Raw genomic sequence first — 15,435 nt, forward strand, 5'->3', positions numbered from 1 at the left:
CAAAACGCCCAACTGGGCGATCGGCGCGGAGTCTGAGGTCTCAGCCTCGCCCCAACTCCCGTCGGCTTACTGGCCGGTCTTCATCCACCAGGCCGCGGTGGCCTTGCGGCTCTTGGGGTCGGGCACGTACAGCAGCATCCAGGAGTGCACGGTGCTGCCCTTCGGAGTCCAGAAGATGAGCGTGAACTTCTGCGACTTATCCTTGGGCACCAGCGCATTGGTGAGGGTCTCACCGTCGCTGCCGAGCGCGCTGTAACCGCACCGGTTGCGGGCGGTGTCGATCAACTCGAACTGCGAGCGCTCGACGAAACCTTCGGCGCCCTTGGCCTGCACGGTGACGTCGATCGCGACGCCGGTAACGTCATTCGGTTGCTTGGCGCTGGGCGGCAGGGTGCGCATCGTCGGCTTGCTCGGCGTCACGACCTGGGACACGACGCTGTCGCCGGCGGTGAAGGGCGTGCCGAAGTCGTGCGCGGTCACGCCGTCGGAGGTGACCTGCGACTTGGTGGTCGAGCAGGCGGTCTGGGTGGCGACCGTTGGGGCGGTGCCGCTGCCGGACCAGGCGGCGGTGGCGGTGCTCGCGTCCGGCCGCGGGAGGTAGTACACGGTGTAATCGGACAGGTTCGCCTCGGCCGGCACGAGGAAGGCGACGGTGCCCGACCCGGTCGTGGCTTCGTCCACCTGCAGCACCGAGAACGCGTTGGGCAGCGGGTTGGTCGCCGGCTGCTCGCATCGTTTGCCCGAGCCGTCGACGAGCACGAAGTTGCCCGGCTCGACCCCGAAGATGCCGTTGGTGCGCACCTTCGCGCTGACCTTCACCTGCGCGATCCGGTAGCCCTCGCGCCGCGAGGGCGTGCTCGTCATCGCCGGCTCGGACGCCTGCGCCTCCAGCGCCTTGGTCTGCTCGACCGGTGCGGGGGCGTCATACGCCGTCTGTCCACCGCGGTATGCCGGGGCCTTCCCGCCGGCGCAATTCGTCGCGCTCGTCGGGGTCGGCTGCACCGACGTGGAGGACGGCGCCGCGCCGGGGGAGGAGCAGGCGGACAGGGCTGCGACGGCGCACGCCACCGCGGCGCTGCGGACACGTCGGGAGGTCATCGGGGTCCTTCGGCTGATCGGGTGACGGGGCGAGTCGGTGGCCAAGTCTGGCAAATCGGCTCGCCGGCCGCGCCGGGAGTCCGCCGGAACGCCGTGCGGGCCGGTCGGTGAGCCGCCTTAGACTTAAGGCCGTGTCCACCCCGGCCTATCTCGACCACGCTGCGACCACGGCCATCCGGCCGGAGGTCATCGAAGCGATCGCCGCACAGATGGGTCACCTCGGCAACGCCTCTTCCCTGCACACCGCCGGGCGGGCTGCCCGCCGGGTCGTCGAGGAGTCGCGTGAGCTGATCGCCGACCGGCTCGGCGCGACCCCTTCGGAGGTCGTCTTCACCTCTGGTGGCACCGAGGCCGACAACCTCGCGGTGCTCGGCGCGTGGCGGCAGCGGCATACGGTCGATCCGGCGCGCTCCCGGCTGCTGGTGAGCACGATCGAGCACCACGCCGTGCTCGATCCGGTCGGCCGGCTGGTCGACGCCGAGGGTGCGAAGGTCGACTGGCTTGAGGTCGACCGTGCGGGCGTGGTCGACGCGGAGGCGGCAGCCGCCGCGATCACCCAGGCCGCCGATCAGCTCGCCCTGGTGTCGATGATGTGGGCCAACAACGAAGTCGGCACCCTCCAGCCGGTGGCTCAGGTCGCCGCCGCCGCCCGCGAGCGCGGCGTGCCCTTCCACACCGACGCGGTGCAGGCGGTCGGACACGTGCCGGTCGCGTTCGGTGAGTGCGGTGCCGACCTGCTCAGCCTGTCCGGTCACAAGATCGGCGGTCCGCAGGGTGTGGGCGCGTTGCTGGTGCGCCGCGACGTGCAGCTCACCCCGCTGACTTTTGGCGGCGGTCAGGAGCGGCAGCTGCGCAGCGGCACGCTCGACGTCGCCTCGATCCGTGGCCTCGCCGTCGCCGTCGCAGCCGCCACGGACGAACTCGATGCCGAGCGCGCACGACTGATTGCGTTGCGGGACAAGCTGATTCAGGGTGCCCTGCAACTCGGGCTGGGCATCGAGCTCAGCGGGGCGCACACCGAGGGCAGCGCCGAGGACCGGTTGCCCGGCAATGTTCATTTGCGCGTCCCCGGGTGCGACGGTGACTCATTGCTCTACCTGCTCGACGCGGCCGGCGTGCAGTGCTCGACCGGGTCCGCATGCCAGGCCGGAGTGCCGCAGCCGAGTCACGTGCTGCTCGCCATGGGGTATGCCGACGAGCAGGCTCGCGGGGCGCTGCGCCTCACCCTGGGCCACACCAGCACCGAGGCCGATGTCGATGCGGTGATCGCCGCCCTGCCCGGCGCGGTCGAGCGGGCCCGCCGGGCCCACCAGGCGACGGCGGGGCGCGGCTGATGCGCGTCGTCGCGGCCATGAGTGGCGGAGTCGATTCGGCGGTCGCCGCGGCCCGGATGCTCGACGCCGGCCATGACGTGGTGGGGGTGCATCTCGCGCTGTCGCAGTCGGCGGCGACGCTGCGCGAGTCGGCGCGGGGCTGCTGCACGATCGAAGACGCAGGTGACGCGCGACGGGTGGCCGACCGGCTCGGCATACCGTTTTATGTCTGGGACATGGCCGAGCGGTTCAAGCAGGACGTGGTCGAGGACTTCGTCGCCGAATACGCGGCCGGCCGCACCCCGAACCCGTGCTTGCGGTGCAACGAGCGGATCAAGTTCGCGGCGCTGCTGGACAAGGCGCTTGCGCTGGGCTTCGACGCGGTGGCCACCGGGCACTACGCGCAGATCGTCGACGGGCCGCATGGGCGCGAGCTGCACCGCGCGGTGGATGCGGCCAAGGACCAGTCCTATGTGCTGGGGGTGTTGGACGCCGAGCAGTTGGCCCGCTCGTTCTTCCCGCTGGGGGACACGACCAAGCCACAGATCCGCCAGGAGGCGGCCGAGCGCGGGTTTTCCGTCGCCAAGAAGCCGGATAGCCACGACATCTGTTTCATCGCCGACGGAGACACCGCCGGGTGGCTCGCGGGTCGGCTGGGCGCGCAGCCAGGTCCGATCGTGGACGAAACCGGTGAGGTCGTCGGCGAACATGAAGGCTCGTTCGCTTACACCGTTGGTCAGCGGCGGGGGCTGGGGCTGAAGGTGCCGCGTCCGGACGGCGCCAAGCGCTATGTCACCTCCGTGGACCCGCAGCGCAACACGGTCGTGGTCGGCACCGCGGACCTGCTCGGCGTGGACCGCGTCGTCGGCGACCACCTGCGCTGGTGCGGCCCGGCTCCCGCGGGCACCGTCCGCCTCGGCGCGCAGTTGCGCGCCCACGGTGAGGAGCTGCCCGCGACGGTGCGCGTGGACGGTGACCGGGTGGTCGCCGAACTCGACCGGCGCACTCGCGGGGTGGCCGCCGGACAGTCGATCGTGTTGTATGACGGCAGCCGGGTGGTGGGGTCGGCGACGATCACCGCCGCCACACGGGTCGGTGTCACGACACAATGACGGAACCGTTCGGGCCGCAGCGTTGTCGTAGGCCCGGACACAACACGCGGAGGTGGGAGTGATGGGCCGACAGACGGCTGCGGCGGCGTTGGCCGCCGTGACGATCGGGGCGGGGCTGTTGACCGGGTGCGGAAGCGACTCCGGGGGACCGACGGTGGGGGCGCCGAGCTCGACGAGCACCAGCTCCTCGACCTCGTCGAGTTCTTCGAGTTCGTCCTCGAGTTCGGACAGTTCGTCCTCGAGTTCGTCGGAGAGCTCGACCAGTTCGGACACCTCGTCCAGTTCGTCGTCCTCGACAGCCGCGAACTTCAAGGTCGGCGACTGTGTGGTGAGCACGAAGGATTACTCGGTCACGCCCTGCACCAGCGGTCACAAGCTCGAGGTGTCTGCCATCGTCGACGGCACGGCCTATGCCAAGGATCTGATCAAGCGCAAGGCCTGGGCCAATTTCACCTGCCAGCAGCAGGCCTACGGCTATCTCGGCGGTTCGGTCAACGCGACCCGCTTCATCGCCGACTCCGTCCCGACCTCGGCCTCGCCCGACCCCAACAAACTCATCTGCCTCATCGCGCTGACCAAGGAAGACGACAGCGGCTACGAGATCGTGACGACCGCCAACAAGGGCGCGCTCAAGCCGGCCGGCGCCTTCAACAAATACAAGCTGTGCATCAAGGGCCGCGCCAGTGACGACAACCCGGTGATCATCGGGTGCGACGAGCCGCACGCGTCAGAGGCCGTGGGGGCCAAGCTCACCGCGCCCTTCGGCGCACCCTTCCCGGGGCCCAGCATCGCGCAGCAGGCGCAGGCGTTCTGCCGCCCGCAGGTGAAGAAGTACCTCGGCAATGTCGAGCGCAGCGACCTGGTTGTGGCCGAGAACCACGCCGGCGAACCCAACTGGACCAAGCAGGGCAACCAGCTCTACGTCTGCTTCGTGCAGACCGCCGACGGCAAGCCGATCAAGGGATCGCTGGCCGGCATCGGCAAGAAGCCGCTGCAGCGCTGATGCCCACCGTCGCGTCGGGGATCGGGTCGTGGCCGGGCACCTCGCCGCGCGAAGCGGTGCGGGTCGTGCGCGACATGCTGGCCGACGGGCACCTGCCCTTCCTGCCCGAGCTCCCTGGGCGCGGCCCCGGCGCCGACCTGATCGGTCGCACCGCCGCGCTGCTGCCCGGGCTGGCCGTCGACCTGCAACCGTCCGGGTGGCGACTCACCGATGCGCCCGGGCGCGACGCCCGGCGCGCCACGGCATACCTGCGCGAAGATCTGGACGAGGTCGCCGAGGCGTATGACGGATGGTCCGGCCGGTTCAAGGTGCAACTCACCGGGCCGTGGACGCTCGCGGCGACGCTCGCGCTGCCGCGCGGTGAACGGATGCTGTCCGACCACGGCGCAACGCGGGACCTGACCCAGTCGCTGGCCGAGGCGGCCCGTGACCAGCTCGCCCGAGTCCGCGCGCTCGTGCCGGGCATCGAGCCGGTGCTGCAACTGGACGAGTCCGGCCTGCCGGGCGTGCTCGCCGGCTCGATCCCCACCGCGAGCGGTTACGGCCGGCTGCGCGCGGCCGACCCGGGTGTAGTTCGCGACGGGCTGCGCGCGATCGTCGACGCCGTGGGAGCGCCGGTCGTCGTGCACTCCTGCGCGCCGGACGTGCCGGTGCGCCTGCTCACTGAAGCCGGCGCGGACGTGTCGCTCGACACGGCGCTGGCAGGCGATCGGCAGTGGGACGAGATCGCCGGTCTGCTCGAATCCGGTCGCACGCTGTATGCCGGACTGCTGCCCACCGACCGGCTCGACGCCCGGCCCGACGCCATCACCGAGCCGCTGCTGGGCCGCTTCGACCGGCTCGGGCTGGAGCCTGACCGCTTCGCCCAGGTCGTGGTGACACCGGCGTGCGGCCTGGCGGGCGCCACCGAGCAGGCGGCGCGGACCGCACTGCGCACGGCCGGCGAGGCGGCCGGCATACTCGCCGAACGCGCCACCGACTGACGACTGTCAGCGCGCTGCGGCAGGATGGCGCACGTGAGCAGCGACATCCCCGACGACGCCCGGCACGAGTGGACCGAGCTGGCCGAGCAGGTCACCGCGCATCAGTTCGCCTATCACGTCAAGGACGCGCCGACGGTCAGTGACGGGGAGTATGACGCGCTGATGCGCCGGCTGAACGAGCTGGAGGACGCCCATCCCGCGCTGCGCACGCCGGACAGCCCGACCCAGAAGGTCGGCGGGGCGTTCAACACCGATTTCGCGCCGGCGCAGCACCTGGAGCGGATGCTCAGCCTGGACAATGTGTTCAGCGAGGACGAGCTGCGCGAGTGGCTCGCCCGGGCCGAGCGCGATGCCGGTGGCGACATCCACTTCCTGTGCGAGCTCAAGATCGACGGGCTAGCGATCAATCTGCTCTACGAGGACGGCGTGCTCACCCGCGCGGCGACCCGGGGCGACGGCACGACCGGTGAGGATGTCACGCTCAACGCGCGCACGATCGACGTCATACCGCAGCGGCTGACGGCCACCAAGGACGTCGCGATCCCGAAAAGGGTGGAGATCCGCGGCGAGGTCTTCTTGCCGGTCGAGGCCTTCGAGCAGCTCAACGCCCAACTCGTCGAGGCGGGCAAGCCGCCCTATGCCAACCCGCGCAACACCGCGGCCGGGTCGCTGCGGCAGAAGGATCCGCGGGTGACCGCCTCGCGGCCGTTGCGGATGCTCGTGCACGGCATCGGTCACCGCGAGGGCTTCACCATCGCCCGGCAGAGCGAGGCCTATGACCTGCTGCGCGCGTGGGGGCTGCCGGTGAGCGATCACTCCAAGGTCGTCGCGAAGCCCGACGAGGTGGTGGAGTTCGTCCGCTACTACGGCGAGCATCGGCATTCGGTGGAGCACGAGCTCGACGGCATCGTGGTCAAGGTGGACGAGGTCCCGGCCCAGCGGGCGCTCGGCTCGACCTCGCGCGCGCCCCGGTGGGCGATCGCCTACAAGTACCCGCCGGAGGAGGTCAACACCAAGCTGCTCGACATCCGCGTCAATGTCGGGCGCACCGGCCGGGTCACGCCGTATGGCGTGATGGAGCCGGTCAAGGTGGCCGGCTCGACGGTGGAGATGGCCACCTTGCACAACGCCTTCGAGGTGAAGCGCAAGGGCGTGCTCATCGGTGACACGGTGGTGCTGCGCAAGGCCGGCGACGTCATACCGGAGATCGTCGGACCGGTGGTCGACCTGCGTGACGGCAGCGAGCGCGAGTTCGTCATGCCGACCGAATGTCCTTCGTGCGCAACGAAACTCGCCTACGAACGCGAGGGCGACAAGGACATCCGCTGCCCCAACGCGCGCACCTGCCCCTCGCAATTGCGGGAGCGGATGTTTTCGCTCGGGTCGCGTGGCGCCTTCGACATCGAGGCGATGGGCTGGGAGGCGGCGATCGCGCTCACCGATCCCGACTACGGCCGGCCGGAGGACGCCGATCCCGACCAGGACCCGCCGCAGCGACCGGTGCTGTCGAGCGAGGCCGGGCTGTTCGACCTGCGCCCCGAGGATCTCGCCGAGGTGACGGTATGGCGGCGGCGCAAGAAGGGCGGCGAGGAGCAGCCCCCGGCACGCGAACCCTTCTTCTTCACCAAGGGCACGGCGGCCAAGCCGGCGGTGCCGCGGGCGACGACCGACAAGCTTTTCGCGGAGCTGGAGAAGGCCAAGGCCCAGCCGCTGTGGCGGGTCATCGTCGCGCTGTCGATCCGGCATGTCGGGCCCACCGCGGCGCGGGCGCTCGCGACCGAGTTCGGCTCGATCGAGGCGATCCGCACCGCCGATGTCGAGGCCCTCGCGGCGACCGAGGGGGTCGGGCCGGTCATCGCCGAGGCGGTGCGCGAATGGTTCGACGGCGACCAGAGCGACTGGCACCGCGAGATCGTCGACCGGTGGGCCGCCGCCGGTGTGCGGATGGCCGACGAGCGCGACGAGTCGATCGAACGCACGCTGGAGGGACTGACGGTCGTGGTGACCGGTTCGCTGGAGGACTTCAGCCGCGACGGTGCCAAGGAGGCGATCATCGCTCGCGGCGGCAAGGCGGCCGGCTCGGTCAGCAAGAAGACCGACTTCGTGGTGATCGGCGCGAACGCCGGGTCGAAGGCGGACAAGGCCGAGCAGTTGGGGGTGCCGATCCTCGATGAGGACGGTTTCAAGGCCCTTCTCGCCGACGGCCCACCGCCGAGCGACGATCAAGCGACTGATCTGCCGAGCGGGCGAGGCGGATCGGAGCGCTGAGGAGCCGGCGAGAGAACACCGCCGAGCGACGATCAAGCGAGCGATCTGCCGATCGGGCAGTAATCACCGCCCGAGCGGGCAGTCATCACCGCCCGAGCGGGCGGGAATGCGCGCCGCTTCGCCGGAGTGGCCCTACGCTGCGGCCATGTCCGCGACCGAAGCACCCGACCCCTGGGCGCCACCCTCAGGCGACGCGACGACCCGTCCGGTCCCGCAACAACCAGCCGCGTGGTCCGCGCCGGCGCAGCCCGCGCCGCCGTTGCCTGCGTCGGGGCCCGCGTGGTCGGGTCCGCCGGGCGGTCCGTATGCCGCGCACCCGGCATACCCCGTCTATGGCGCCGGGGGTTATCCATCGAGCGGCTCGGCAGTGGCCCAGCCGCGGCCGGGGCGCACCCTCGGGGTGGTTGCGGTGGTGCTCAGCGGCGTCGCCTGCCTGCTGGCGGCGGCAGCTCTGGTGGTCGCGCTGTCGGCAGGTGTCGGCCCGATGGAGGGCGGGTACACGCTGGACGGACAGGTTCCGCAGGTGTCGGCAGGCCAACCGGTGTCGGGGCAGCAGATCGCGACCGCGGTGCAGGACGCGTATGACAAGGACGGCGGGTCGGCGACGATGAACTGCGACGACGTTGCCGCCTTGCAGGACGGCGCGACGAGCAACTGCAAGGGCAAAGTCGAAGGCTGGGACACCGGTCTCACCGTGACCTTCACCGGCACCGACGGCAGCTTCACCCTCGAGGAAAACTGATGAGCACCGACATCCCGATCGAGGCTGTGCTCGACCACATCGACCTCGCGCTCGACGGGATGTGCGCCACCGTGGAGTCGCTCGGGGACGAGCTGGTCAACCGTCGGCCGGATCTGCCGGGGGCGAATTCGGCATACGCGATCGTCACGCACTGTCTCGGCGTGATCGAGTACTGGGCCGGCGCGCGACTCGCCGGGCGGGAGATCGAGCGCGATCGGGAGGCGGAGTTCCGCGCGACCGGGCGCGTGGCCGAGCTCGTGCAGCGCGTGCGCCGGCAGCGAGCGCAACTCACCGAGGATCTGGCGGGCTTCGACGGAGCTCGGCCGTATGCCGTCACCGGTCGCCGCGATCACTGGACGCCGGAACAACTGCGGGCGGTGCGCACCTGCGGCGGGGTGCTGATGCATCTGTACGAGGAGCTGGCTCAGCATCGCGGACACCTGGACCTGACGGCCGATCTGGTGCGCGCCGACCCCCGCTGATCCCGCGAAACGTCACTTGTGCTCCGCGAAACGTCAGTAGTGCTCCGCGAAGCGTCACTTGTGCTCCGCGAAACGTCAGTAGTTCCTCGCGAAACGTCACTGAGTCGCAGCCGAGCGGCACCCCCACTCCTGATCTGGGTGTTGCGCCCTGGGCGAAAGCGCTGGCGCCGAGACCGGCCGGGCACGAGGGTGGGTGAATGGTCCACACGATTGCGGTGCTCAGCGATACCCATGGCGTGTTGCCGACGCTGGAGGCGGTGCTGGCCGAGCCGGACGTGCAGGCCGCGGATCTGGTCGTGGTGACCGGGGACCTCGCGGCCGGGCCGCAACCAGGGGAGGTGCTGGACCGGCTGGTCGGCCTCGGCGAACGGGTGCAGCTGGTGCGCGGCAACGCCGACCGCGACCTGGTGGCGCTGGCTCGGGGCGAGACGGCGCCGCCCGGCCTGCCCGCGATCGACCGGTGGGCCGCGCAGCAACTGTCCGCTGAGCAGGTCGAGTTGCTGGCGAGCCTGCCGCACCCGTGGACGGTCGATCTGACCGGGGTCGGTGAGGTGCTCTTCTGCCATGGCTCACCGCGCGACGACAACGAGGTGGTGCTCGTCGACACCCGGCCGTCGCGCTGGGCCGAGGCCTTCGCGGGCCTGCCGGACAGCGTGCGCGTGGTGTGTTGCGGGCACACGCATATGCCGTTCGCGCGGCTGGTCGACCGGCGCTGGGTGGTCAATAGCGGGAGCACGGGTATGCCGTACGGCAGCACCGGCGTGCCCTGGGCGCTCCTCGACAGCCGCGGCGTGCACCTGCGCACGACGCCCATCGACCCCGAGGCAGCCGGGGCAGCGGTCATCGGCGGCAGCTCCTTTCCGCAGGTCGTCGAATGGGTCGAGGAGTATGTCGTGCACCGCGCCTCCGATCTGGAGGCTTTGGATGCCTTCGGTGTGCGGGATGGGCGTGGCCCCGGCTGGAACGAGTGAGGCCGCCGGGGCGACCCGTCGCATCCGGCACGCGAATGTCACAACTGGCACGGCAGGTGGCGACTGGCACCGTATGCCGTGCCAGATGTGCGGCGGCGTGCCAGATGTCGCGACGGCGGGTGCCCGCCACAGCCCGACAGGTGCGCAGATGCGGACGGGCCGGGCGGGCGGCATACGCGCACCCATAAACTGACCGGCATGTCTTCGCTCTCCCGTGACGAGGTCGCGCATGTCGCGATGCTCGCCCGCATCCAGTTGTCCGACGAGGAGTTGGACAAGCTCGCCGGCCAGCTGGACCAGATCGTCGGCTATGTCGGCCAGGTCAACGAGATCGCGGCCGACGACGTGCCGCCGATGTCGCACCCGTTGCCGCTGGTCAACGTCACCCGGCCGGACGAGGTGCGCCCCAGCCTGACCCAGGAGCAGGCGCTCGCCAATGCTCCAGCCAGCGATCTTGGCCGCTTCGAGGTGCCGCGCATCCTCGACGAGGACTGACCCACAACGGAATTCGAAGGCGACACGTTGACCGACATCATCCACACCTCCGCCGCTGACCTCGCCGACGCACTCGCGGCCAAGCAGCTCAGCTCCGTCGAGGTCACCCAGGCTCACCTGGATCGCATCGCCGCCGTCGACGGCGCGGTGCACGCATTCCTGCACGTCGACGCCGAGGGTGCCCTCGCCACGGCTCGCGCCATCGACGACCGGCGGGCCGCGGGCGAGACGCTGCCCGCACTCGCCGGGGTCCCGATCGCCGTCAAGGACGTCGTGGCGACCCAGGGGCTGCCGACGACCGCGGGCTCGAAGATCTTGCAGGGCTGGATCCCGCCGTATGACGCGACGCTGGTCACCCGCCTCAAGGCCGCCGGTATGCCGATCCTCGGCAAGACCAATATGGACGAGTTCGCGATGGGCTCCTCCACCGAGCACTCGGCATACGGCCCGACGCACAACCCCTGGGACCTCGAGCGGATCCCGGGCGGCTCCGGCGGTGGCTCGTCCGCCGCGGTCGCGGCCTTCGAAGCGCCGCTCGCGATCGGCACCGACACCGGCGGTTCGATCCGCCAGCCGGCCGCCGTCACCGGCACCGTCGGCACCAAACCGACGTATGGCGGGGTCTCCCGGTTCGGCCTGATCGCGCTCGCGAGCTCGCTCGACCAGGCCGGGCCATGCACCCGGTCGGTGCTCGACGCGGCGTTGCTGCACGAGCTGATCGGCGGGCACGACCCGATGGACTCGACCTCGATCGACGCGCCGGTGCCCCCGGTGGTCGAGGCGGCCCGCCGCGGTGACGTCAAGGGCCTGCGCGTCGGGGTCATCACGGAGGTGTCCGGCAAGGGCTTCCAGGCGGGGGTGCGCGCCCGGTTCACCGAATCGCTCGACCTGCTGGCCGAGCTCGGCGCCGAGATCGTCGAGGTGAGCTGCCCCTCCTTCGAGAAGGGCCTGGCCGCCTACTACCTGATCCTGCCCAGCGAGGCATCGTCCAATCTCGCCAAATTCGACGCCATGCGGTACGGCCTGCGGGTCGGTCCGGAGGGCGTGGTCGCGCCGAGCGCCGAGCAGGTGATGGCGGCGACGCGTGACGCGGGCTTCGGCGACGAGGTCAAGCGGCGCATCATCCTCGGCACCTACGCCCTGTCGAGCGGCTACTACGACGCCTACTACGGCCAGGCGCAGAAGGTCCGCACGCTCATCGCGCGCGATTTCGCCGCTGCCTTCGAGCAGGTCGACGTGCTCGTCACGCCGACCGCGCCGACCACGGCGTTCAAGCTGGGCGAGAAGCTGGACGACCCGATGGCGATGTACCTCAACGATGTCGCCACCATCCCCGCCAACCTGGCCGGCGTGCCCGGCATCTCGATCCCGAACGGCCTGGCCGACGAGGATGGGCTGCCGAGCGGCCTGCAGATCCTCGCCCCGGCCACCCGGGACGAACGGCTCTATCAGGTCGGCGGCGCCCTTGAGCGCGCCCTCGAAGCGCAGTGGGGTGCGCCGCTGTGGACCAAGGCACCGCGACTGGAGGAATCCCGATGAGCATCACCGACGAGGTCGTCGACTACGACGAGGCGCTCGCCGCCTATGACCCGGTGCTCGGCCTGGAGGTCCACGTCGAGCTCAACACCGCCACCAAGATGTTTTGCGGTTGCGCGACCGGTTTCGGCGCCGAGCCCAACACCCAGGTGTGCCCGGTGTGCCTCGGCCTGCCCGGCGCGCTGCCGGTCGTGAACGAGAAGGGGGTTGAGGCCGCCATACGGATCGGTCTGGCACTCAACTGCTCGATCGCCGACTGGTGCCGGTTCGCGCGGAAGAACTACTTCTACCCGGACATGCCCAAGAACTTCCAGACCAGCCAGTATGACGAGCCGATCGCCTTCGACGGTTATCTGGACGTCGAGCTGGAGGACGGGTCGACCTACCGCGTGGAGATCGAGCGCGCGCACATGGAGGAGGACACCGGCAAATCGCTGCACGTCGGCGGCTCGACCGGCCGGATCCAGGGCGCGGAGTATTCGCTGGTCGATTACAACCGGGCGGGCATCCCGCTGATCGAGATCGTCACCAAGCCGTTGACCGGCACCGGTGCGAAGGCTCCGCTGGTGGCCAAGGCGTATGTCGCCGCGTTGCGAGACCTGCTGAAAGCGTTGAACGTCAGCGATGTTCGGATGGAACAGGGCTCGATGCGCTGCGACGCGAATGTCTCGATCATGCCCAAGGGCGCGGAGAAGTTCGGCACCCGGACCGAGACCAAGAACGTCAACTCGCTGCGTTCGGTGGAGCGCGCGGTGCGTTATGAGATCAGCCGGCAGGCGGCCGTCCTCAACGCCGGCGGCTCGATCCTGCAGGAGACGCGGCACTGGCACGAGGACACCGGGGTGACGACCTCGGGCCGGCCCAAGTCGGATGCCGACGACTACCGCTATTTCCCCGAGCCGGACCTGGTGCCGATCGCCCCCTCGCGCGCCGAGGTCGACCGGCTGCGCGAGACGCTGCCCGAGCCACCGGCCCAACGTCGCAAGCGACTCCAATCCGCCTGGGGTTATTCGGATTTGGAGATGCGCGATGTGGTCAACGCGGGCGCGGTCGACCTCATCGAGCAGACCGTCGAGGCGGGCGCCTCACCGGCCGGTGCGCGCAAGTGGTGGAGCGGTGAACTCGCCCGCCGCGCCAACGCCGAGGGCAAGACGGTCTCCGACTTCGGTGTCACGCCGGCGCATGTCGCCGAGCTCGACGGGCTGGTCAAGGCGGGCCGGCTCAACGACTCGATGGCCCGCCAGGTCATGGACGGCGTCATCGCCGGTGAGGGCACACCCACGCAGGTCGCCGACACGCGCGGGCTGGAACTCGTCCAGGACGACTCCGCGCTCGAAGCCGCGGTCGACAAGGTCATCGCGGCCAACGAACCGATCGCCGCGAAGGTGCGCGACGGCAAGCTCAACGCCGCCGGTGCGCTGATCGGCCAGGTGATGAAGGAGATGAAGGGCCAGGCCGATGCCGCCAAGGCACGCGAGTTGATCCTCGCCAAGCTGGCCCCGGACGCGTCGTGACCGTCGTCAGCGTGCCGCGGGTCGACTGGGCCGAGGGCATCGCCGACCTGCCCGGGCTGACGGTCACCGTGTGGGACCTCAGCGGCCCGCCGCCGCGGGACGACATCGAGGTTTTGGTGCCGCCTTACGAGGTGTCCTCGCGCCGGCTGGCAGTTTTGCGAAACCTGAAGTCGCTCAAGGCGATTCAGCTCCCGACCGCTGGATTCGAGCACGCCTTGCCACACCTGCCCGAAGGCGTGGTGCTGGCCAATGCCAAGGGGGTGCACGACACCTCCACCGCGGAGCTGGCGCTGACGCTGGCCCTGGCCGCGCAGCGCGGCATACCGCAGGCCGTGCGGGCGCAGGACCGGGGCGAATGGGAGCACCTGGCCTGGCAGCCCTCCCTCGCCGACCGCAAGGTGCTCGTCGTCGGTTATGGCTCGATCGGCCGGGCGATCGTGCGGCGGCTGTTGCCGTTTGAGGTCGAGGTGACCGTCTGCGCTTCGTCGGCGCGGGAGGGCGACGACCTGGTTGATCGCGTGCACGCGGTGTCCGAGCTGCCGGACCTGCTGCCCGAGGCCGAGATCGTCATCCTCATCGTCCCGTTGACCGACGCGACGCGCCGCCTCGTCGACGCGGACTTCCTGGCCCGTATGCCGCGAAATGCGTTGCTGGTCAACGTTGCTCGTGGTGGCGTCGTGGACACCGAGGCCCTGGTCGAGGCGTGCGCGTCGGGGCGGGTTCGCGCCGCCCTCGATGTCACCGACCCCGAACCGCTGCCCGCCGGGCACCCACTGATGTCCTGCCCGGGCGTGCTGATCACCGGGCATGTGGGGGGAGCCACCTCGGCTTTTTCGCCGCGCCTGGTGCGGCTGCTGCGCGAGCAGCTCACCCGGTATGCCGAGACCGGTGCGCTCGAGCACGTGGTCGCGACGGGGAGTTGAGGCGATGCGGGCGCGGGCAGCATGGCAGATCGTGGTGTCCCTGCTCGCGGTCGTCGGGCTGCAGTGCCTGGTCCTGATCGGCTTCTCGATGGCCGACTCCGGGCCCACCTCCTCGCCCTCGGTGCTCGTGGTGTCGGCCGACTCGGGGTGGTCCGGCCTGGTTGCCAACCGCATCAACGCGGTGGAAGGCCACCCCGTGCGGGCCTTCGTCGTGACCAACCGGGCGACCGCGCACGCCGACCTGGCCGGTGATCGCACCCAAGCGGTGCTCGCGGTGGACCCTGCCGCTCCGGCCGACGCCCTGTCGGTGAGCTCGGCTCAGGGGCAGGGCGCCAATGGTCTGGTGGCGACCACCGTGCGGCAGGTGCTGGCCGCCGAAGGTCGGTCGGTCACCACCACCGACGTGACGTCGACCCAGGTGGGCGACCCGCGGTCGCTCGGCGGCTATCGGCTGGCGGTCGCCTGGGTGGTCGCGGGCTTCGGGCTGGGGGCGGCGCTGCGGGCGTTGGATCTGCTGCGCCGGTTGCGCGTGCGCCTGCTCGCGCACCTCGTCGGTGCGGTGTCCGCTGCGGCGGCCGGCGTCGGCGTCGCGCAGATGATGGTGCCGACGTGGAGCTTCGTTGCGTTGCCGCTGTTGGGGATCGGCACCGCGATCGTGCTGGCCGGGTCGCTGCTGACGGACGGGCTGGGCGGCGCCTTCGGCCCGATCGGTTTCGCGCTGGCCGCGGTGGCGCAGTTGCTCGTCGTCGCCGACCCGCAGTTCGCCGGAGCCTTCGGGCTCGGGGTGGTGCCGGCCTGGTGGCGCGCCGTCCTGCCATGGACCCCCGCAGGGTCCGCGGTCGGGGGAGTGCGCGCCCTGCTCTATCTGCCCGGCTCGGTGCAGCCCTGGTCGGTCGCCACGCTCGTGTGGTGGGCGGTCTTCGGGCTGTTGCTCAGCCTGCTGACCGGCCCGCGGCGCCCGGCTCGACACGCCCTGCGCTCGTCGTGAGAATCTG

14 protein-coding genes are annotated in these 15,435 nt (G+C 70.6%); 13 read left to right on the forward strand and 1 reads right to left on the reverse strand.

The features are described 5' to 3' along the window. Window positions 1-66 precede the first annotated feature (66 nt). The gene (locus tag G9U51_RS07945) at window positions 67-1,098 is read right to left on the reverse strand and encodes a hypothetical protein (RefSeq protein ID WP_166195740.1); all 1,032 of its coding nucleotides are present in this window, start codon (window positions 1,096-1,098) and stop codon (window positions 67-69) included. A gap of 131 nt (window positions 1,099-1,229) precedes the next feature. Between G9U51_RS07945 and G9U51_RS07950 the strand changes: the two genes are divergently transcribed. From G9U51_RS07950 to G9U51_RS08010, 13 genes are all read left to right on the forward strand, one after another. After that, a complete protein-coding gene (locus G9U51_RS07950; protein WP_166195742.1) occupies window positions 1,230-2,432 on the forward strand; it encodes a cysteine desulfurase family protein in 1,203 nt (400 codons plus the stop codon). Beyond that, window positions 2,432-3,523: a tRNA 2-thiouridine(34) synthase MnmA gene (gene mnmA, locus G9U51_RS07955; protein WP_166195744.1), complete on the forward strand. Its 1,092-nt coding sequence runs from the start codon at window positions 2,432-2,434 to the stop codon at window positions 3,521-3,523. Before G9U51_RS07950 ends, mnmA begins: the two co-directional genes overlap by 1 nt. A 328-nt stretch (window positions 3,524-3,851) precedes the next feature. After that, window positions 3,852-4,526 (forward strand): septum formation family protein, encoded by a 675-nt coding sequence (locus G9U51_RS07960; protein ID WP_166195746.1) that lies wholly within the window; start codon window positions 3,852-3,854, stop codon window positions 4,524-4,526. Beyond that, window positions 4,526-5,509 (forward strand): uroporphyrinogen decarboxylase/cobalamine-independent methonine synthase family protein, encoded by a 984-nt coding sequence (locus G9U51_RS07965; protein WP_166195748.1) that lies wholly within the window; start codon window positions 4,526-4,528, stop codon window positions 5,507-5,509. The genes G9U51_RS07960 and G9U51_RS07965 overlap by 1 nt, the downstream gene beginning before the upstream one ends. Window positions 5,510-5,542: 33 nt before the next feature. After that, window positions 5,543-7,777: an NAD-dependent DNA ligase LigA gene (gene ligA / locus G9U51_RS07970; protein ID WP_407941429.1), complete on the forward strand. Its 2,235-nt coding sequence runs from the start codon at window positions 5,543-5,545 to the stop codon at window positions 7,775-7,777. A gap of 145 nt (window positions 7,778-7,922) precedes the next feature. Beyond that, window positions 7,923-8,519, forward strand: coding sequence for a DUF4333 domain-containing protein (locus tag G9U51_RS07975; protein ID WP_166195752.1), 597 nt, complete (start codon window positions 7,923-7,925; stop codon window positions 8,517-8,519). Further along, complete coding sequence (locus G9U51_RS07980) at window positions 8,519-9,001, forward strand: mycothiol transferase (RefSeq protein WP_166195754.1); 483 nt, start codon at window positions 8,519-8,521, stop codon at window positions 8,999-9,001. The genes G9U51_RS07975 and G9U51_RS07980 overlap by 1 nt, the downstream gene beginning before the upstream one ends. 197 nt (window positions 9,002-9,198) lie before the next feature. Continuing rightward, on the forward strand, window positions 9,199-9,972 hold the full coding sequence (locus G9U51_RS07985; protein ID WP_166195756.1) for a metallophosphoesterase family protein: 774 nt from the start codon (window positions 9,199-9,201) through the stop codon (window positions 9,970-9,972). Between the two features lie 198 nt (window positions 9,973-10,170). After that, window positions 10,171-10,467, forward strand: coding sequence for an Asp-tRNA(Asn)/Glu-tRNA(Gln) amidotransferase subunit GatC (gene gatC / locus G9U51_RS07990; RefSeq protein ID WP_166195758.1), 297 nt, complete (start codon window positions 10,171-10,173; stop codon window positions 10,465-10,467). Between the two features lie 27 nt (window positions 10,468-10,494). Continuing rightward, window positions 10,495-12,006, forward strand: coding sequence for an Asp-tRNA(Asn)/Glu-tRNA(Gln) amidotransferase subunit GatA (gatA, locus tag G9U51_RS07995; protein ID WP_166195760.1), 1,512 nt, complete (start codon window positions 10,495-10,497; stop codon window positions 12,004-12,006). Continuing rightward, window positions 12,003-13,517 (forward strand): Asp-tRNA(Asn)/Glu-tRNA(Gln) amidotransferase subunit GatB, encoded by a 1,515-nt coding sequence (gene gatB / locus G9U51_RS08000; RefSeq protein WP_166195762.1) that lies wholly within the window; start codon window positions 12,003-12,005, stop codon window positions 13,515-13,517. Before gatA ends, gatB begins: the two co-directional genes overlap by 4 nt. Next, window positions 13,514-14,440 carry a 2-hydroxyacid dehydrogenase gene (locus G9U51_RS08005; RefSeq protein ID WP_166195764.1) on the forward strand — a complete coding sequence of 309 codons (927 nt, stop codon included), beginning with the start codon at window positions 13,514-13,516 and terminating at the stop codon, window positions 14,438-14,440. Before gatB ends, G9U51_RS08005 begins: the two co-directional genes overlap by 4 nt. Before the next feature lie 4 nt (window positions 14,441-14,444). Further along, complete coding sequence (locus tag G9U51_RS08010) at window positions 14,445-15,428, forward strand: YhgE/Pip domain-containing protein (protein ID WP_166195766.1); 984 nt, start codon at window positions 14,445-14,447, stop codon at window positions 15,426-15,428. Window positions 15,429-15,435 lie beyond the last annotated feature (7 nt).

It is taken from the genome of Metallococcus carri (assembly GCF_011440275.1).
GTDB lineage: Bacteria > Actinomycetota > Actinomycetes > Actinomycetales > Dermatophilaceae > Metallococcus > Metallococcus carri.